General features: G+C 69.7%; 16 protein-coding genes. 15 read left to right on the top strand and 1 reads right to left on the bottom strand.

Annotated elements, in window-relative coordinates; genetic code table 11:
* The first annotated feature begins 34 nt into the window (after positions 1 to 34).
* The 9 genes from uvrB to QU603_RS09465 all read left to right on the top strand — a co-directional run bounded on the left by uvrB (position 35) and on the right by QU603_RS09465 (position 11,577).
* Positions 35 to 2,116 carry an excinuclease ABC subunit UvrB gene (gene uvrB, locus QU603_RS09505; protein ID WP_308491148.1) on the top strand — a complete coding sequence of 694 codons (2,082 nt, stop codon included), beginning with the start codon at positions 35 to 37 and terminating at the stop codon, positions 2,114 to 2,116.
* A gap of 30 nt (positions 2,117 to 2,146) precedes the next feature.
* Positions 2,147 to 2,923 carry a DUF4129 domain-containing protein gene (locus QU603_RS09500; RefSeq protein WP_308491147.1) on the top strand — a complete coding sequence of 259 codons (777 nt, stop codon included), beginning with the start codon at positions 2,147 to 2,149 and terminating at the stop codon, positions 2,921 to 2,923.
* Between the two features lie 2 nt (positions 2,924 to 2,925).
* Entirely contained in the window at positions 2,926 to 3,423 is a 498-nt protein-coding gene (locus QU603_RS09495) for a hypothetical protein (RefSeq protein ID WP_308491146.1), read from the top strand.
* Positions 3,420 to 4,427, top strand: coding sequence for an AAA family ATPase (locus QU603_RS09490; protein WP_370655294.1), 1,008 nt, complete (start codon positions 3,420 to 3,422; stop codon positions 4,425 to 4,427). Before QU603_RS09495 ends, QU603_RS09490 begins: the two co-directional genes overlap by 4 nt.
* Entirely contained in the window at positions 4,427 to 5,710 is a 1,284-nt protein-coding gene (locus tag QU603_RS09485; RefSeq protein ID WP_308491145.1) for a DUF58 domain-containing protein, read from the top strand. The genes QU603_RS09490 and QU603_RS09485 overlap by 1 nt, the downstream gene beginning before the upstream one ends.
* A complete protein-coding gene (locus tag QU603_RS09480; protein ID WP_308491144.1) occupies positions 5,707 to 6,300 on the top strand; it encodes a hypothetical protein in 594 nt (197 codons plus the stop codon). The genes QU603_RS09485 and QU603_RS09480 overlap by 4 nt, the downstream gene beginning before the upstream one ends.
* A 51-nt stretch (positions 6,301 to 6,351) precedes the next feature.
* Entirely contained in the window at positions 6,352 to 9,249 is a 2,898-nt protein-coding gene (gene uvrA / locus QU603_RS09475; RefSeq protein WP_308491143.1) for an excinuclease ABC subunit UvrA, read from the top strand.
* A gap of 6 nt (positions 9,250 to 9,255) precedes the next feature.
* Complete coding sequence (gene uvrC, locus QU603_RS09470; RefSeq protein WP_308491142.1) at positions 9,256 to 11,118, top strand: excinuclease ABC subunit UvrC; 1,863 nt, start codon at positions 9,256 to 9,258, stop codon at positions 11,116 to 11,118.
* A gap of 96 nt (positions 11,119 to 11,214) precedes the next feature.
* Complete coding sequence (locus tag QU603_RS09465) at positions 11,215 to 11,577, top strand: hypothetical protein (protein ID WP_308491141.1); 363 nt, start codon at positions 11,215 to 11,217, stop codon at positions 11,575 to 11,577.
* Here QU603_RS09465 and QU603_RS09460 read toward each other — a convergent pair.
* On the bottom strand, positions 11,531 to 13,891 hold the full coding sequence (locus QU603_RS09460; protein ID WP_308491140.1) for a CDP-alcohol phosphatidyltransferase family protein: 2,361 nt from the start codon (positions 13,889 to 13,891) through the stop codon (positions 11,531 to 11,533). The two genes, QU603_RS09465 and QU603_RS09460, sit on opposite strands and share 47 nt — an antisense overlap.
* A 96-nt stretch (positions 13,892 to 13,987) precedes the next feature.
* Here QU603_RS09460 and QU603_RS09455 point away from each other — a divergent pair, with 96 nt between their 5' ends.
* Genes QU603_RS09455 through rapZ form a run of 6 tightly spaced genes read left to right on the top strand, consistent with a single transcriptional unit; the run spans position 13,988 to position 19,071 of the window.
* Complete coding sequence (locus tag QU603_RS09455; protein WP_308491139.1) at positions 13,988 to 14,977, top strand: zinc-dependent alcohol dehydrogenase; 990 nt, start codon at positions 13,988 to 13,990, stop codon at positions 14,975 to 14,977.
* Complete coding sequence (locus QU603_RS09450) at positions 14,955 to 15,395, top strand: 6-pyruvoyl trahydropterin synthase family protein (protein ID WP_308491138.1); 441 nt, start codon at positions 14,955 to 14,957, stop codon at positions 15,393 to 15,395. The genes QU603_RS09455 and QU603_RS09450 overlap by 23 nt, the downstream gene beginning before the upstream one ends.
* Positions 15,392 to 16,429, top strand: a complete 1,038-nt coding sequence (locus tag QU603_RS09445; RefSeq protein ID WP_308491137.1) for a glycosyltransferase family 4 protein — start codon at positions 15,392 to 15,394, stop codon at positions 16,427 to 16,429. The genes QU603_RS09450 and QU603_RS09445 overlap by 4 nt, the downstream gene beginning before the upstream one ends.
* 1 nt (position 16,430) lies before the next feature.
* Positions 16,431 to 17,450 carry a lysylphosphatidylglycerol synthase transmembrane domain-containing protein gene (locus QU603_RS09440; RefSeq protein WP_308491136.1) on the top strand — a complete coding sequence of 340 codons (1,020 nt, stop codon included), beginning with the start codon at positions 16,431 to 16,433 and terminating at the stop codon, positions 17,448 to 17,450.
* Entirely contained in the window at positions 17,443 to 18,126 is a 684-nt protein-coding gene (locus QU603_RS09435; RefSeq protein ID WP_308491135.1) for a RibD family protein, read from the top strand. The genes QU603_RS09440 and QU603_RS09435 overlap by 8 nt, the downstream gene beginning before the upstream one ends.
* A gap of 60 nt (positions 18,127 to 18,186) precedes the next feature.
* Complete coding sequence (gene rapZ / locus QU603_RS09430) at positions 18,187 to 19,071, top strand: RNase adapter RapZ (protein WP_308491134.1); 885 nt, start codon at positions 18,187 to 18,189, stop codon at positions 19,069 to 19,071.
* Positions 19,072 to 19,103 lie beyond the last annotated feature (32 nt).

Genomic DNA, 19,103 nt, shown 5'->3' with positions numbered 1-19,103 from the left:
TCGCAGTGTCGTAGGGGAGTCGTAGCCTGGAAGGATGCAACCCACGCGCTCGGTCCGCCCCTTCGAGGTCGTCAGCGACTATGAGCCCAGCGGTGATCAGCCGCAGGCGATCGTGGATCTCGCGGCGCGGATCAACGCCGGTGAGACCGATGTCGTGCTGCTGGGCGCGACCGGCACGGGCAAGTCGGCCACCACCGCCTGGCTCATCGAACAGGTGCAGCGTCCGACCCTCGTCCTCTCGCACAACAAGACCCTGGCCGCTCAGCTGGCGAACGAGTTCCGCGATCTGATGCCGCACAATGCCGTCGAGTACTTCGTCAGCTATTACGACTATTACCAGCCTGAGGCGTACGTGCCGCAGACCGACACCTTCATCGAGAAGGACTCGTCGATCAACGCCGAGGTGGAGCGGCTGCGCCACTCCACGACGAACTCTCTGCTCAGCCGGCGCGACGTCGTCGTGGTCTCGACCGTGTCGTGCATCTATGGTCTGGGCGCTCCGGAGGAGTATCTGCGCGCGATGGTGGCGCTGCAGGTGGGGGAGCGCTATGACCGTGACGCCCTGATCCGTCAGTTCATCGCGATGCAGTACAACCGCAACGACATCGACTTCTCGCGCGGCAATTTCCGCGTGCGCGGCGACACGATCGAGATCATCCCCGTGTACGAGGAGTACGCGATCCGCATCGAGCTGTTCGGCGACGAGATCGAGGCGCTGTACATGCTGCACCCGCTGACCGGCGACATCGTGCGCCGGCTCGACTCGGTGCCCATCTTCCCGGCGTCCCACTATGTAGCCGGTGCGGATGTCGTGCAGCGGGCGATCGGCACGATCGAGACCGAGTTGGGTGAGCGTCTCGCCGAGTTCGAGCGGCAGGGCAAGCTGCTGGAGGCGCAGCGGCTGCGGATGCGCACGACGTTCGATCTCGAGATGCTGCAGCAGCTGGGCTTCTGCTCGGGCATCGAGAACTACTCGCGTCACCTCGACGGCCGGCAGCCCGGTGAACCCCCGCACACCCTGCTGGACTTCTTCCCCGACGACTTCCTGCTGGTGATCGACGAGTCGCACGTGACGGTGCCGCAGATCGGGGCGATGTACGAAGGGGATGCCTCGCGCAAGCGCACGCTCGTCGAGCACGGGTTCCGGCTGCCGTCTGCGATGGACAACAGGCCGCTGCGGTGGGACGAGTTCAAGGAGCGGATCGGGCAGACCGTCTATCTGTCGGCGACCCCGGGGCGCTATGAGATGGGCATCGCAGACGGCGTGGTGGAGCAGATCATCCGTCCGACGGGCCTGCTCGACCCCCGGATCGTCGTCAAACCCTCGAAGGGGCAGATCGACGACCTGCTCGAAGAGATCCGGGTGCGCGTCGAGCGCGACGAGCGTGTGCTGGTGACCACGCTGACCAAGAAGATGGCCGAAGAGCTCACCGACTTCCTCGGGGAGCACGGCGTCCGGGTGCGCTACCTGCACTCGGACGTCGATACGCTGCGCCGAGTCGAGCTGCTCACCGAACTGCGCGCGGGGGTCTACGACGTGCTGGTGGGCATCAACCTGCTGCGCGAAGGGCTCGATCTGCCGGAGGTCTCGTTGGTCTCGATTCTCGACGCCGACAAAGAGGGCTTCCTGCGCAGCGGCACCTCCCTCATCCAGACGATCGGGCGCGCCGCGCGCAACGTGTCGGGCGAGGTGCACATGTACGCCGACAACGTGACCGCTTCGATGCGCACCGCGATCGAGGAGACCGAGCGCCGTCGAGAGAAGCAGATCGCCTACAACCACGAACACGGCCTTGATCCGCAGCCGCTGCGCAAGCGCATCGCCGACATCACCGAGGTGCTCGCCCGTGAGGGCGCCGACACAGCCGCGATGCTCTCCCATCGCGGCTCGGCCAAGACGAAGAACGGCAAGGGCACGTCTCCGACGCCGCGCCTGCGCCGCGAAGGCATCGCCGCCGAGGGCGCGCAGCAGCTCGAAGACACCATTTCGGATCTGACCGGCCAGATGCTGGCAGCCGCCGGCGAGTTGAAATTCGAGCTCGCCGCGCGCCTGCGCGACGAGGTGCAGGATCTCAAGAAGGAGCTGCGGGCGATGGAGAGAGCCGGGCATGCATGACGCGCGCGAAACCTCCGATAGCGTGAGGGAGTGAGGTATCGCAACGGTCGCGTCGGGCTGATCACGGCCGTCGTGGTCGCCGGGGCCGCCGTTGTGGTCGGGTCGGTGCTGGCAGGACCGGTCGAGACCGGCCCGCCGCGCTGGGTGCCCGCGCCGATCGCGTCGATGCCCACGATGCCGGCCCAGGATTCCGGCGACGGGGGCCTGCCGCTGACAGATCACGGCGGCGACCTTGTCGGCAGGATCTTCGTCGCGATCCTCGAGATCGTCGCCGTGGCCGTCGCGGTGCTGATCGTGGCTCTGATCGTGCGACTGGTGCTCCGGCGGATCTCCGACCGGAGGCGGCGTGTGCGCCGCGACCACGCCGCGCAGTCCGGGGGCGCGTCGGCGGTGCTGGATGCGGATGCGGTCGTGGCGGCTCCGGTCATGCAACGCGGCATCGCGCGCGCTCTCGCCCTGCTGAACGAGCCTCGCGCTCCTGGCGACGCCGTCGTCCAGGCCTGGCTCGGCCTCGAAGACGCTGCCATGGCCGCCGGGGCGCGTCGCGAGGATGCCGAGACGGCAGCCGAATACGCTGCGCGGATCGTGCAGCGCTTCGACACCGATCGCGACGCCGCGCAGCGCCTGCTGCGGCTCTATCACGACGTGCGGTTCGGCTCGCGCGAGGTCGACGCCCAGACCGTGGTCGAAGCTCGCGAGTGCCTGCTGCGTCTGCAGGCCTCGTGGCATGGCGAGCCGGCGCCGGCTCCCATGACCGACACGGCGACGCAGGGCTCGGGTGGGCCCGCCCCGCAGGCGGCAGGGTGATCATGAGCGGCGAACGGTTCGCAGGGGTGCTGACCTGGTCTGCGGTCGCGGGGGCCGCGGTCGGCGGTGTGCTGTGGTTCTTCGGGATGTCGTGGCCGTTCGCTCTTGCCGCGGCAGTGCTGATCGTGGCCTTTGGCGCCGGCTGGGCCGGGTTCGACGACGCCGAGCGCCCGCTGTTCGTCCGCCCGGCCGTGGACCCGCGCCCCGGCACACGTTCCGAGGTGAGCCAGACGGCGTGGTCGCTGCGCGGGCGCCGCAATGAGGTCTCGGATTCCGGCCGCAAGCGCCTGCGCGCATACGCCCGGTCGCGCCTGCGTCGTCGCGGGCTCGACGTGGACGACCCGGAGGATGCCGCGCGCATCGCCGAGGTGCTCACCCCGCGTGCGGTGGCCGTTCTCGGTCGGGGCGGCCGGGTCACGATGTCCGATGTCGAATACTGTCTTGACCGCCTCGACCAGCTCGCAGCGAGCGCCGTCCCTCCGTCGAAAGGATCGCCGTGACACAGCCACACCCGAGGACGAACGAGACGGCCCCGGCGCTCCCGCCCGACCGCGTCGGCGAGATCGCGCATGACATCCTGACCGAGCTCGGCACTGTCGTGATCGGACAGGAAGAGCCGCTGCGATTCGCGCTGGCGGCGATCCTCGCCGGCGGCCATGTGCTGTTCGAAGACGTGCCGGGACTGGGCAAGACGCTGGCCGCGCGGTCTCTGGCGCAGGCGTCGGGGCTGGCCTTTCGCCGCCTGCAGTGCACTCCCGACCTGCTGCCCTCCGACATCACCGGTTCATACGTGTATGCGCCCGACAGCGGGTCGTTCGAGTTCCGTCCCGGCCCGATCTTCACCGGGCTGCTGCTGGCGGACGAGCTGAACCGCACAGCGCCCAAGACGCAGTCGGCGCTGCTGGAGGCGATGGCCGAAGGCCAAGTGACCGTCGAAGGCACGAGCTTCGCGCTGCCCAAGCCGTTCCATCTGATCGCCACGGCCAACCCGATCGAGTATGAGGGCACCTACGCCCTTCCCGAAGCGCAGCTGGACCGCTTCCTGGTGCGTCTCAGCGTGGGCTACCCCGACGGCGACGGAGAGCAGCGCATCCTGGCCAACCGCATCGCGCGCAGAACGGAGGTGGCCACCGTCGCTCAGGTGGTGGATGCCGACCAGCTGCTGGCGATGCAGGCCGGCGTCGAGAGGGTCCACGTGGATCCCGACATCCTGAACTACTGCGTGCGGCTGGCGGCGGCCACGCGATCGGACGCGGCAGTCGAGGTCGGGGCGTCACCGCGCGGATCGCAGGGGCTCATGCTCATGGCCCGCGCCGTCGCGGTCATCGCCGGCCGCGACTACGTGACGCCTGACGACGTCAAGCGCATCGCCGTACCGGTGCTCGCGCACCGCCTCACCCTGACGCCGGCGGCCTGGGCTGCAGGCACAGACCCGGCGCGCGTGATCGAGGCGATCGTGTCGAAGGTGGCCGTGCCGCCGACGGTTGCGCGCAGCACGACGTGATGCGCGCACCACTGTCTCCCGCGGCCTTCGCCGGTGCAGGGCTCGGCGTCGTCTTGGTGGCGGCCGCACTGGGCTTCGGCAGACCCGAGCTGGCAGTGATCGGCGCCGTGCTGGTCTCTGCCGTCGCCCTGGCGCTGGGCACGGGGCGACGAACGGCGGCGACGCGGACAGCCCTCGCGCGCATCACCGCCGGGCAGAGGGCGCCCTCGCCCGCGGAGTACCCCGTGGTCATCGTCCGCGGCGAGGTGCGCGCCCCGGGCGCCGAGCTCGCGGTCGTTTCGGCGACGATGCTCTCGTACCGCACCGAACGGGTCGTGTTGGCCGCCCCCCGCAGTTCGTTCGCTCTGCGCTTGTCGACAGTGCACTCCGGCGATCAGCAGCTGGTTGCCACCGAGACCTGCGCTGTGGGTGCCGACGGCACCTGGGCGGCTGCGGCATCCACCCTCTCGCGCCTGTCGGCGCGCATCGTGCCGCCGGTGCGACCGCTTCCTTTCCTGCCGCTGCCGCGCGTGCCCAGCGGCCTGACGGGAGGGCATGATGCGCCCCGCCCGGGCGACGGCGGAGAGTTCCGCGACATCCACCCGTTCACCACCGGCGATCGCCTGCAGCGCATCGACTGGAAGGCGACGGCGCGTCTTGCCCGACGGCCGGGGGATCTGTTCGTACGGCGCACCTTCGCCACCGCCGACATCGATGTGGCGCTGATCCTGGACGACGGCGAAGACCTGTCGGGGATGCCCGGGGACTGGTTGCGCGGGGACCGCGCGTTGCAGGTGCCCACGTCGATGGACATCGCGCGAGAGACGGCTTGGAGCGTCGCGTGCGCGTATCTGGATGCCGGTGACCAGGTCTCCTTCCAGCTGCTCTCGCGACTCGGGTCGGCCGTGCGGCGCGGCTCGGGCGCCCGTCAGCGCGAGCGTCTGCGCGCCTCGATCGCCACCGCCGCCCCGCAGCCGAGGGCCACCCGCCGCCGGACTCCGCTGGTGCCCAGCGGCGCGCTGGTGGTGCTGATGTCGACGTTCCTCGATGACGAGCCGGTGCGACTGGCCGAGCTCTGGCGCGCCTCGGGCTTGCGGGTGCTCGCGGTGGACGTCCTGCCGCAGCTGCGCAGCGAGCGGCTCAGGCGCGAAGAGATCGCCGCATCGCGCATCGTCCTGGGCATGCGTGCGGACCGACTCGCCGATGTCGTCGCCGCCGGTGCGGACCTGCTGGTGTGGGATGGCTCGGCGGGCTCGCGCACCGCGGCGCTGCGCGCCATGACGCGGAGGCGGAGGCGCCGGTGAGCATGCGGGAGCGCGAGGGCGCGGAGACGGCCCGACCAGGCGGCGCGGCCGCCGAGCGCGGCGCGGCAGGGCCCCGCGGTGCAGGAGCGCACCTGGAGATCGGGCCGTGGGTGCCGCTGGCGGCGCTGCGCGTGGCCCTCGTGGCCGCGGCGTGCGTGGCGTTCGCCGTCGCACCGCTGCCCTACGCGCTGATCGCCGTCGCGTTGGCCCTCGTCGGCGCGGTGCTGCCGGCAAGCCTCCTGGGCTGGGCCGCAGCGTTCGTGATCGCCATGGCACAGCTCGCGCACCCGGCGGCGGTGGCCGACCCGCGCGGGTACATCGCGCTGATCGCGGTGCACCTGCTGCACGTGCTGGCCGGCCTGATCCTGGTGCTGCCGGCCCGCGGGCGACTGCAGGTGCGGGCGCTGGCGGTCCCTGCCCGTCGCTGGCTGGTCATCGAAGTCGTCGCCCAGCCCGTACTGGCACTGGCCCTGTGGGCGCGTGCCGGACACGTCGGCGGTGCGATCGCCGGTGGTGCGGTGGCGGTGGGCGCGGCGCTGTGCGGGCTGGCGATGGTGATCGCCTTGGCGCGACTGGCGCGGCGACGCTGAGGGCGAACACGGGGCGGGATGGGTGTCCGAGGCCCGAAATAGACTTGACGGGTGCCCATCATCCCTGTCGCAACCCTCGGTAACTCCTCGGGAAAGCTGAGCGTGCGCGGCGCGCGCGTCCACAATCTGAAGAACGTCGACCTCGACATCCCGCGCGATGCCCTCGTCGTGTTCACCGGATTGTCCGGCTCCGGCAAGTCCAGCCTGGCGTTCGACACGATCTTCGCCGAAGGGCAGCGTCGCTATGTGGAGTCGCTCAGCGCGTATGCGCGGCAGTTCCTCGGTCAGGTCGACCGTCCCGATGTGGACTTCATCGAAGGTCTGAGCCCGGCCGTCTCCATCGACCAGAAGTCGACCAACCGCAATCCGCGCTCGACCGTGGGCACGATCACAGAGATCCACGATTACATGCGTCTGCTGTGGGCCAGGATCGGCATCCCGCACTGCGCCGAGTGCGGCGAGGTCATCCAGCGCCAGACGGTGCAGCAGATCGCGGACCGGCTCATGGAGCTGCCCGAGCGCACCCGGTACCAGATCCTCGCCCCGGTCGTCACGCAGAAGAAGGGCGAGTTCGTCGACCTGTTCAAAGAGCTCGCGGCGAAGGGGTACGCCCGAGCGGTGGTCGACGACGACCTCGTGTCGCTGAGCGAGCCGCCGACGCTGAAGAAGAGCTACAAGCATGACATCGCGGTCGTCGTGGACCGCCTGGTGGCCGATCCTGCGATCCTCGGCCGCATCACCGATTCCGTCGAGACCGCTCTGGGGCTGGCGGACGGCATCGTCCGGATCAACTTCGTCGACGAGACCGGCGAGGCGGCGTGGCAGAGCTTCTCCGAGAGGCTCGCCTGCCCGAACGGGCACCCGGTGCAGCTGACCGAGATCGAGCCGCGGACGTTCTCGTTCAACGCCCCGTTCGGCGCATGTCCCACCTGCTCGGGCCTGGGCACGCGCATGTCGGTGGATGTCGACCTCATGCTCGGTGACGAGGACCTCTCGATCCGTGAAGGCGTCATCATCCCGTGGACGACGCAGGGCAAGGGGCTGTTCCAGTACTACGAACGGCTGCTGGAGGGACTGGCCGACGACCTCGGCTTCTCCCTGGACACGCCATGGCGCATGCTGCCGATCGACGTCCGCGAAGCGGTCCTGCGCGGCGACAACTTCAAAGTGACCGTGCGGTGGAAGAACCGCTACGGCCGAGAGATGCGGTACACGTCAGGGTTCGAAGGGGTCGTCCCCTACATCGAGCGGCAGTACATGCAGGCCGAATCCGACAGCCAGCGCCAGCGCTGGTCGGAGTTCCTGCGTGAGGTGCCCTGCCCCGTCTGCGACGGTGCCCGGCTCAAGCCCGAAGTGCTCGCCGTCACCGTGCACGGGCGCTCCATCGCCGACGCGTCGCGGTTGAGTCTGGCCGATGCGCAGGAGTACTTCGCCGCGCTGGAGCTGACGCCGCGTGAGGCGAAGATCGCCGCGCAGGTGCTGCGCGAGATCCGCCTGCGGCTGGACTTCCTGATCCAGGTGGGGCTGAACTACCTGAACCTCGGGCGCGCGGCAGGGTCGCTCTCGGGCGGCGAGGCGCAGCGCATCCGTCTGGCCACGCAGATCGGCTCGGGGCTGACCGGCGTGCTGTACGTGCTCGACGAGCCGTCGATCGGGCTGCATCAACGCGACAACCGTCGCCTCATCGAGACGCTGGTGACGCTGCGCGATCTGGGCAACACGCTCATCGTGGTCGAACACGACGAAGAGACCATCCACGCGGCGGACTGGATCGTCGACATCGGTCCGCGTGCGGGAGAGGACGGCGGCACGGTCGTGCATTCGGGACCGCTGGAGTCCCTGCTGCAGGAGCGCGCGTCCCTGACGAGCGACTATCTGGCGGGGCGACGTGAGATCGCGCTGCCGGCCCGGCGCCGCAAGATCGACAAGAAGCGGATGCTCAGCGTCGTGGGGGCGCGCGAGAACAATCTGAAGAACGTGACCGTCGACTTCCCCCTCGGCGTGTTCACCGCCGTGACCGGTGTCAGCGGTTCGGGCAAGTCGTCGCTGGTGAACGACATCCTCTACCAGGTGCTCGCATCGCGACTGAACGGGGCGCGCACGGTCCCGGGCAAGCACACCCGCGTGACGGGCCTGGACGGACTCGACAAGGTCGTGCATGTGGACCAGGCACCCATCGGACGCACTCCGCGTTCGAATCCGGCGACCTACACCGGCGTGTTCGACCGCATCCGCACCCTGTTCAGCGAGACCCCCGAGGCGAAGGCACGCGGCTACCGGCCCGGCCGGTTCAGCTTCAACGTCAAGGGCGGCCGATGCGAGGCCTGCTCAGGCGACGGCACGATCAAGATCGAGATGAACTTCCTGCCCGACGTGTACGTGGACTGCGAGGTGTGCCACGGCAAGCGCTACAACCGCGACACGCTGTCGGTCCACTACAAGGGCAAGAACATCGCCGAGGTGCTGGAGATGCCGATCTCTGAGGCGGCGGAGTTCTTCGAGCCGATCCAGGCGATCCACCGCTACCTGCGCACGCTGGTCGATGTGGGCCTGGGGTATGTGCGTCTCGGGCAGTCGGCCACGACGCTGTCCGGCGGCGAAGCGCAGCGCGTGAAGCTTGCCACCGAGCTGCAGCGCCGCTCGAACGGACGGTCGGCGTATGTTCTGGATGAACCGACCACCGGACTGCATTTCGAAGACGTGCAGCGGCTGCTCGAGGTGCTGAACGGTCTGGTCGAGAAGGGCAACACCGTCATCGTGATCGAGCACAACCTCGATGTCGTCAAATCGGCGGACTGGATCATCGATCTCGGACCCGAGGGCGGCGAGGGCGGCGGCGAGGTCATCGCCACCGGCACACCCGAGCAGGTGGCGCGCGTCGAGGGCTCGTACACGGGCGCGTTCCTGGCCGAGCTGCTCGACGTGTCGGCGCAGCGCAAGGCCGGGTGATCAGCGGTGGCCGACCAGCTGCCCTACAAGCCGAAACAGGGCGAGATCCCCACCGAGCCCGGAGTGTACAAGTTCCGTGACCGCGCCGGGCGCATCCTCTACGTGGGCAAGGCGAAGAACCTGCGCGCACGACTGTCGAACTACTTCGCGCCGCTGCGCACGCTGCACGAGCGCACCCGTCGCATGGTGACCACGGCCGCTTCGGTCGAGTGGACCGTGGTCGGCAGCGACGTGGAGGCGCTGCAGCTGGAGTACATGTGGATCCAGGAGTTCAAGCCGCAGTTCAACGTGCGCTACAAGGATGACAAGTCCTACCCGTTTCTGGCCGTGACCCTCGCCGATGAGGCACCCCGCGTGATCGTGACCCGCAACCACCGCATCAAGGGCGCGAAGTACTTCGGGCCCTACCCGAAGGTCTGGGCCGTGCACGACACGATCGATCTGATGATCAAGGTGTTTCCGATCCGCACCTGCAGCGACGCGTCCTACAAGCGAGCGATGGCCACCGGCCGCCCGTGCTTTCCTGGGCAGATCGGGCGGTGCGGCGGTCCCTGCTCGATGAAGGTGACGGTCGAAGAGCACCGCGCGATGGTCGAAGACTTCGTCGCATTCCTCTCCGGCGGTGACGAGCGCTTCCGCACCGACCTGACGAAGCGGATGCGGGCGGCGGCAGCGGCCATGGACTACGAGGCGGCGGCGGAGTACCGCGACAAGCTCGCCGCGATCGATGCCGTGCTCAGCAAGAGCGCGCTGGTGCTGGCACCCGACATGGACGCGGATCTGTTCGGCATCGCCGAAGACGAACTCGCCGCAACCGTGCAGCACTTCGTGGTGCGCGGCGGACGGGTGCGCGGAGTGCGCGCCATGACGATCGAGAAAGAGCTCGACATCTCCGGCGCCGAGCTGGTCGACCAGGTGCTGCAGCGCGTGTACGGCAACGCGGATCCCGTCGACATCCCGCGTCAGATCCTCGTGCCGCAGCTGCCCGAAGACGCTCCCGAACTCCAGGCGTGGCTGCGTGAGAAGCGCGGCCGCAAGGTGACGCTCGGGGTGGCCCGGCGCGGCGGCAAGGCAGACCTGCTGGCCACGGCGACCCGCAACGCCCAGCAGGCGCTCGTGCTGCACAGGACCCGCCGCACGAGTGATTACGTCGCCCGAACGCAGGCGCTGACCGACCTGCAGGAGGCGCTGGGCATGACCGAGGCGCCGCTGCGCATCGAGTGCTATGACATCTCCCACCTGTCCGGGACGAACGTCGTGGCCTCGATGGTGGTGTTCGAAGACGGCCTGCCGCGCAAAGACCAGTACCGCTCGTTCTCGGTGCCGCAGACCACCGATGACACGGATTCGATGTACCAGGTGCTCATGCGTCGGCTTGCTCACCTGGATGTGCCCGACGAACCCGAGGAGGAGACCGGCAAGAAGAAGCGATTCGCCTACCCGCCGCAGCTGCTTCTCGTCGACGGCGGGCAGCCGCAGGTGGCCGCAGCCGCCCGGGCGCTGGCCGACGCCGCGCACCCCGAGATCGCGCTGTGCGGCATCGCGAAGCGCCTCGAGGAAGTGTGGCTGCCCGACCAGGACTTTCCGGTGATCCTGCCGCGCACCTCCGAGGCGCTGTACCTGCTGCAGCGGCTGCGCGACGAGGCGCATCGGTTCGCGATCACCCATCAGCGCAAGCGCCGCAAGCGCGACATCAGCACGGTGCTCGCCGAGATACCCGGATTGGGGCCGGCCCGCATCAAATCGCTGCTTCGGCACTTCGGGTCGGTGAGCGCACTGCGCGAGGCGACGCCCGAGCAGATCGCCGAGCTGCCCGGCATCGGTCCGAGCCTGGCCGCCACCGTGCACACCCACCTGGCGCGTCGCTGACGATCGGGCCGGCGTGGGCCCGACGACCGCTATGCTCTGATCACGATCATGCGACGCTGCGTGGCGCTCTGGTGGACACACTGAGAGGAACTGATCATGGCGATTCGTATCGTGGCGGCGGTCGCCGTGCTCATCTCGGCGATCATCCACCTCGAGCAGTGGATTCTGGTCTTCCGAGATACGCCCTATGTCGGGCCGGCGATGCTGACCAACTTCATCGTCGGGCTGATCATCGTCGCGCTGCTGCTGTGGTGGCGCACCAGCCGGGTGCCGTGGGTGCTGACGGTCCTGTTCGGGGCAGCCACCCTGGGCGCCTTCCTGATCTCCGCCACGGTGGGATTGTTCGGCGTGCACGAGCATTGGACCATCTGGGAGGTCTGGGTGGCGGCGATCGTCGAGGTCGTCGCGATCATCACCGGCCTGGTGGGGTTCGCGCAGCGTCCGGCGGCCCGACGCTGAGCTGCGGACTGTAGGCGGCCACGAAGCGGTCGCGGAAGGCGCTCATCGGCCACACCGCAGCGGTGGGACCCGGCAGCATGCCCGCGTCCCATCCCCACGAGTCGATCGCGGACAGCACCGCCGGATCGTGCGCGATGATCGAGATCGGCACGTCATGGCCGGGATGGGTCCCCGACACGTACGCGTGCGGCTGGTGATCGCCGACCACGACCAGGACCAGATTCGGGTCAGGGTAGGTCTGGATGAAGGAGAACAGCGTGCCCAGCGTGTATTCGATCGATCGACCGTACTGCGCGCGAACCTGCGCAGGATCCTCCAGCGCGGCATCCGACGGCTGATCCTGCTCCGGCATCCCGGCGAACACGGTGCCGTCTCCGACGGCGCTCCACGGCACCGGGCGCGGCAGCGGTGTCCACGGGTGGTGGCTGGAGACGAGGTCGATCTCGGCCATGACCGGCAGGCGGTGTGGTGCAGCGAGCTCCAGCCGGCGGAACGCCGACCACGTGAATTGGTCGGGCATCGGCGCGTAGCCGAATCGCGGACCGCGGTATCCGACGTTCCTCGAGTCGTAGAGGGCGTCGAAGTGGTAGAACGCGGCACCCTGACTCCAGTCGATCGTGTCTGCGGGCACCATCGACACCGTGCGCCAGCCGGCACGCCCGAAAGCACTGGACAGGGTCAGCCGCTGCTGCGTGAGCAACTGGTTGTACCGCTGCTGACTGTCCACCCACAGGCCGGCCTGCAGGGTCGCATGGGCCAGCCAGCTGCCGGCGCCGAACGTCGGTGACGTGACGAATCCGCTGCGCGAGGCGAAGCCGGCCGCACTCAGACTCCGGGTGCCCGCCGTCAGCACCGCATCGATGCCCGGAGAGAAAGAGGTGCCTTCGACGGCCGTGCGACCGTAGCTCTCCACGAACACGACCAGGACGTCCTTGCCGCGCAGCCCGGTCAGCAGCGCGCCCGGCGGAGCGTTTCGCAGGGGGTCCCGGTCGATCTGTGCGCCGAAGGCGGCGTGATCGGCGATGTCCGCCTGCAGCCGTCCGACGATCAGATTGGTCGCGCTCGTCGAAGCGACAGGCCCGGCGGGGCTCAGGCGGGCACCGGTTGCGGCCAGAAGCGCTGCGAGTGCGCCGAGTCCGATCACGGTGCCGATCACAGCGCCGATCGAGATCCGGCGCGTGCCGGCGACGCCCTCGACCAGTCGCACCGTGACGAACGGCATCACCAGGACGATCGCCACGGCTGCCGTGACCGCCGCGGCTGCCACCGTCAGCGCCCCGAACCGGCCGATCGAGTCCGCGAGCACGCCGACGCCCGGCCCGAAGTAGTAGCCGTCGCTGATGATGTCGAACGACCGGTCGAAGACCGTGTAGAACACAGTGTCGATCACCTTGACGATCACCAGCAGACCCAGCAGCACACCGAAGACCCGCGCCACGACCCGTCGCGCCACCGGCGGCAGCACGAGGGCCAGCGCGACCAGGACCAGACCTTCGAGCGGGATGCGCACGAACGCAGCCGGAGCGAACAGGCCCGGCTTGCTCGGCACGATCAGGATGAACCACACCAGCAGCCCGGCCGCCGCTGTCAGTGTCGGGGACGTGGCGAGCCAGTACGGCGGGGTGGGCTCTCGATGCCGCCACAGCCACCATGTCTGCCGGGCGAACGACTCGACGAGCAGGATGCCGGCGACGGCCGCCGCGATCTGAGCGACGGGCCGCGGCAGGACGCCGGTGGCCACCACCATGAGCACGATGCCCTGGGTCGCCGCGACGACCTTCGCCCAGTACCGCGGCGGTGACCAGGCGCGCAACCACGGCAACAGCCATCCGGCGACGACGAACACGTACCGCGCCAGGCCGATCCCGAGCACCCACGCGCCCACCGCCGGTGCGACGTACACGCTGAGCACCAGGATGAGGAAAGCGTCGACCTCCATGTCGAAGCGCGCTCCGAAGTCGGAGGCCGTTCGTGTCGCACGTGCGACGCGGCCGTCGACCGCGTCGAGGACGAGTGCGACGGCGGTCAGCGCAACCAGCAGTGCGACCGGGATCGCGCGATCGAACGCGTCGGCGGTCAACGCCGCGATCGCGCACACCAGTGTCGCCCGCACCAGCGTCACCCAGTCGGCCGGTCCGAACCCGCCATGGCCGCGGATCGTCAGGCCGCGCGCCAGCGCTGCACTGCCCACGATCGCGATGGCACCGCCGGTGATCCAGCCCGGTGCTCCGAGCCCGACCGTGGTGGCCAGCGCGACCAGGATCATGGACTGGGAGACGATTGCGATGGCCGGACCGGCCTGGACCGAACGCACGACGCCTCCTTTGCCGCCCACGGCGACGGTAATAGACTATGGCGCACCTCGCCGCGAACCTCGGGTCCCGGCGAGGTCTGAGACGAGGTGGATGCCGTGCCCGCTGAGGCGCTTGCACTCTGGCTGAGCGAACCCGGTCTCGCTGAGATCCGTGCACAGCCCCTGCCCGCGCGCGGACCCGACGACGTGCTGGTGCACACGCGCTACTCGGGGATCAGCCGGGCATCCGAGGCCCTCGTGTTCCGTGGGGGCGTGCCCGACAGCCAGCGCGCGGTGATGCGGGCGCCGTTCCAGGAAGGCGACTTTCCCGCGCCGGTCAAGTACGGCTACCTCAATGTCGGGGTCGTGCAGGCCGGGCCGAGCGCGCTGGCCGGCAGGACGGTCTTCTGCCTCTACCCGCATCAGACCGCGTACGTGGTGCCGGCCTCGGCGGTCACCGTCGTTCCCGACGGCGTGCCTGCACAGCGTGCGGTGCTGGCAGGGACGGTCGAGACGGCGGTGAATGCGCTGTGGGATGCTGCGCCGCTGATCGGCGATCGCATCGCCGTCGTCGGCGCCGGCATGGTCGGCTGCTGCGTGGCGCGGCTGCTCGCGCAGATCGTGGGCGTGCGGGTGACGCTGGTCGACGTGGACGTGGCCCGCAGTGCGACGGCCGCCGCGCTCGGTGTCGACTTCGCGCTGCCCGGTGCCGCTCCGGTCGGCTGCGACCTGACCATCCACACCAGCGGCACCTCGGCCGGCCTGCAGCTGGCGCTGGACCTTCTGGGGCCGGAGGGCACCGTCATCGACCTGAGCTGGTACGGCGACTCCGACGTGCGGCTGTCACTGGGCGGTGCGTTCCACTCGTCGCGCCTGAGCATCCGCTCCAGCCAGGTCAGCGCGGTCGCCCCCGCCCGCCGGCGGCGACGCACCACCCGACAGCGACTGGAGTTCGCGCTGACGCTGCTGCGCGACCCGGCTTTCGACGCGCTGATCACCGGCACGAGTCGGTTCGAGGATCTGCCCGACGTGTTCCCGCGGTTGGCGGCCGGGCACCTGCCTGCCCTCTGCCACACTGTTTCGTATGGGTACCGCCCGGATGGATGAGTCGAGCACCGCTGCGGGCATGTTCAGCACGACGGTGCGCGATCACCTGATGATCGCGCACAGCCTGACAGGCGCGGTGTTCGGTCCCGCCGAGCGTCTGCACGGGGCCACATACGTCATCGACGCGACCTTCACACGGCCCGAGCTCGATGCCGACGGCATCGTGGTCGACATCGGGGCGGCGACCCGTGAACTGCGGGCGATCGTCGACGAGCTGAACTATCGCAACCTCGATGAGGTGGCCGCCTTCGCCGGGGTGAACACGTCCACCGAGGTGCTGGCGCGGTTCATCGCCGACCGATTGGCCGACCGCGTGCACGCGGGCGCCTTCGGTGCACACGCGCACGGGCTCGCCGGCATCCGGGTCATCCTGCACGAGTCCCACGTCGCATCCGCCGGCTACGAGCGGCCGCTGTGAACGACCTGCACGTCATCGTGCCCAGCGGCATCGATGATCCGACCAGACCCAGCGGCGGCAATGTGTACGACCGGCGCGTCTGCGCGGGCCTGGCCGCCATCGGCTGGTCGGTGCGCGAGCATGCGGTCGTCGGCGACTGGCCGGTGCCCGACGCCGCTGCGCGTGCGGCGGTGGGGGCTGTGCTTGCCGCACTGGCGGACGATGCGCTGGTGCTGATCGACGGGATCGTCGCCAGCGTCGTGCCCGAGGTCGCCGCACAGCAGCGGCTGCGTGTCTTCGTCATCGTGCACATGCTGCACCGCGGCGCTGCGGGAGACGGCCTGATCGAGGCGGCTGTGCTCAGGGCGGCGACCGGAGTGATCGCCACGAGCGAATGGACCAGGGCGCAACTGGTGGCGCAGTACGGGCTCGACGGGCACCGCATCCACGTCGTCGAGCCTGGCGTCGATCCCGCCCCGCTCGCCGTCGGCAGCCCCGATGGTGGCGCATTGCTGTGCGTTGCGGCGGTGACGCCGGTCAAGGGGCACGACCTGTTGGTGCCTGCTCTCGCACAGATCGCCGACCTGCACTGGCACTGCAGCTGCGTCGGGGCACTGGACCTTGACCGGGGCTTCGCCGCCCGGGTGCAGCGGTGCGCCGCACGCAGTGGGATCGCCGACCGTGTGCGCTGGGTGGGAGCGCGCACCGGCGCGGCGCTGGACGAGGCCTACGCGACCGCGGATCTGCTCGTGCTGTGCTCTCGCACCGAGACGTACGGGATGGTCGTCACCGAGGCGCTCGCACGCGGCGTTCCGGTGATCGCCGCATCCGTCGGCGGCGTGCCGGAAGCCTTGGGCGGCACCGACGAGCTGCCGGGCATCCTGGTGCCACCGGGGGACCCGGCAGCGCTCGCCGGTGCACTGCGCCGGTGGCTGGGCGACCCCGACCTGCGGCAACGGCTGCGGCGCGCTGCAGGGGAGCGCCGGGCCTCGCTGACGGACTGGGCCGGGGCGGCGGACCGCCTGTCGGGTGTGCTCACCGCGGCGAGGGTGTGAGATGTCTCGAGGCCGGAGGGTATGGCGCTGGACGCAGGTTCTGGCCGGAGCGGCGCTGCTGATCGCCCTGCTCATGCGGCTGGGCGCCGGGCCGTTCCTCGACGGATTCGCGCGGGTGAGTCCCCTGGCGCTGCTGGCGGCGGTGGCCATCACCGCGTTGACGACGCTGTGCTGCGCCGTGCGCTGGCGGCTGGTCGCGCGCGGACTGCATCTCGAGCTGTCGCTGGGCACGGCTGTGGCCGCGTACTACCGCTCCCAGTTCGTGAACTCGACGCTGCCCGGGGGTGTGCTCGGCGATCTCGACCGCGGCGTGGTGCACGGCCGCCGCAGTGCCGACGTGTCAGGCGGACTGCGGGCGGTCGCGTGGGAGCGTCTGGGCGGCCACCTCGTTCAACTCGTCGTCGCTGCGGCACTTCTGATCGCACTGCCGTCGCCGCTGCGCGCGTGGATGCCGGGGGTGATGGTCGTGGTCGTCCTCGTCGCGGGGGTGCTTGTGCTGGCCGCCGGGAAGCCACCGGCCGAGGGCGGGTCGCTTCGGGCGCGCATCAGCAGGAGGGTGCGCGCCGACCTGCGCGAAGGATTGGGCTCCCGGGCGGCATGGCCGGGGGTCGTTCTGACCTCGGTCGGGGCGACGGCGGGTCATCTCACCGTCTTCGTGATCGCCGCCGAGGCCGCAGGGGTGACCGTCTCACCGACCCGGCTGCTTCCGCTGGCCGCCTTCATCCTGGTGGCGATGTCGGTGCCGACGAACATCGCCGGATGGGGGCCGCGCGAGGGTGCGGCCGCGTGGGTTTTCGGCGTGGCGGGGCTGGGCGCCGCGCAGGGCGTGACGGTCGCCGTTGTCTACGGGGTGCTCGCACTGGTGGCCTGCCTGCCCGGTGCGATCGTGCTCGCCGTCGACGCGATGCGGCGCCGTGGCGCTTCGCATGCGCCGGTCGCGCAGCCGGATGGGCAGCCGGATGGGCAGCCGGATACGCCGCCCACGCCGCACAGCACGTCCCGGGAGATCGCGCGTGGGTGAGCGTCCGTACACCGTGCTCAGCTGCAGCATGTCGATCGACGGCTACATCGACGACGCCGGCGAACAGCGGCTGCTGCTGTCCAACGCCGAGGATTTCGACCGCGTCGATGGGCTGCGTGCGTCGTGCGATGCGATTCTCGTCGGTGCCACCACGATTCGTCGGGATGACCCGCGGCTGCTGGTGCGCAGCCTCGAACGGCGAAACGACCGCGTGGCCCGCGGTGTGCCGGCCTCGCCGACCAAGGTGACGGTCACCGATGGCGCAGATCTGGTCGCGACGGCGAAGTTCTTCACGACGGGCGAGGTATCCAAATTGGTCTATTGCACGAGCGCCCGTGCTCAGCGTGCAGCCGGACGGCTGGGCCCGGTCGCCACTGTGGTGGACGCCGGAGATCGGGTGCAGATGGCCTGGGTCGCAGCCGACCTGTATGCGCGGGGCATCCGTCGCCTGCTGGTGGAAGGCGGCGAGCGGGTGCACACCCAGTTCCTCGCCGAAGGTCTCGTCGACGAGGTGCAGCTGGTGGTGGCGCCGTTCTTCGTCGGCGATGCGCGCGCACCGAGACTGGTCGGCCCGGCGCGGTTCCCCTGGGGCCCGGATCGCCCGGCCAGATTGATGCAGGTGCGCCGGATCGGCGACCTTGTGCTGATGCGCTACGCGCTCTCGGAGAGGGCGTAGGGCCGCGGCCGGCATTCCGCGTGTTCGACGGGCCCCGATAGGCTGGGACCAGGGGGAGAGATGACTACGGATACGCCGGACCAGGGCGGGGAGATCCTGATCGTGACCGGAATGTCGGGGGCGGGTCGTTCCACTGTCGCCGATGCACTGGAAGACATGGGCTGGTATGTCGTCGACAACCTGCCCCCGCAGATGCTGCGGCCTCTGCTGGAGCTGTCGGGCATGGCTGCGGCATCCCTTCCCCGTGTCGCCGCCGTCGTGGACGTGCGCGGGGGAGGACTGTTCACCGACCTGCCCGAGGTCACACGCGCGCTGCGCACGGTGCGCGGTCAGGTGCGCGTGGTGTTCCTGGATGCGTCCGACGATGTGCTGGTGCGGCGCTACGAGGCGGTGCGAAGGCCCCACCCACTGCAGGGTGACGGCACGATCGTCGACGGTCTGCGGCGCGAGCGCGATCGGCTGACGGCCATTCGCGAGAGCGCCGACGTGGTCATCGATACGAGCGACTTCAATGTGCATCAGCTGGCCACGCACGTGGGCGACCTGTTCCGTGAGACGGGCGCTGCCCGGCACACGCTCACCGTGATGAGCTTCGGGTTCAAATACGGTCTGCCCGTCGATGCCGACATGGTCGCCGACATGCGGTTCCTGCCCAATCCGTACTGGGTCGACGAGCTGCGTGCCCACACCGGCGAGGATCCGGAGGTGCGTGATTTCGTGCTCTCCCAGCCCGGTGCGAAGGAATTCCTGGATGCCTACACCCACGCGGTCACCCCCGTGCTCGAGGGCTATCAGCGGGAGAACAAGCGCCATAGCGTGATCGCCATCGGCTGCACGGGCGGCAAGCACCGCTCGGTCGCGATGGCGATAGCCCTGGCCGACCGCCTCGCTGCCGTCCCCGGCGTCGCCGTGCGCGTTGCGCATCGCGACATGGGGCGCGAGTAGCGCCGGGTAGGCTGGAGCGTCCGATCCGAACG

This window comes from Microbacterium terrisoli (genome assembly GCF_030866805.1).
GTDB lineage: Bacteria > Actinomycetota > Actinomycetes > Actinomycetales > Microbacteriaceae > Microbacterium > Microbacterium terrisoli.
The sequence above is the reverse complement of the archived record's forward strand: the minus strand, read 5'-3'. Positions and strand labels throughout refer to the sequence as shown.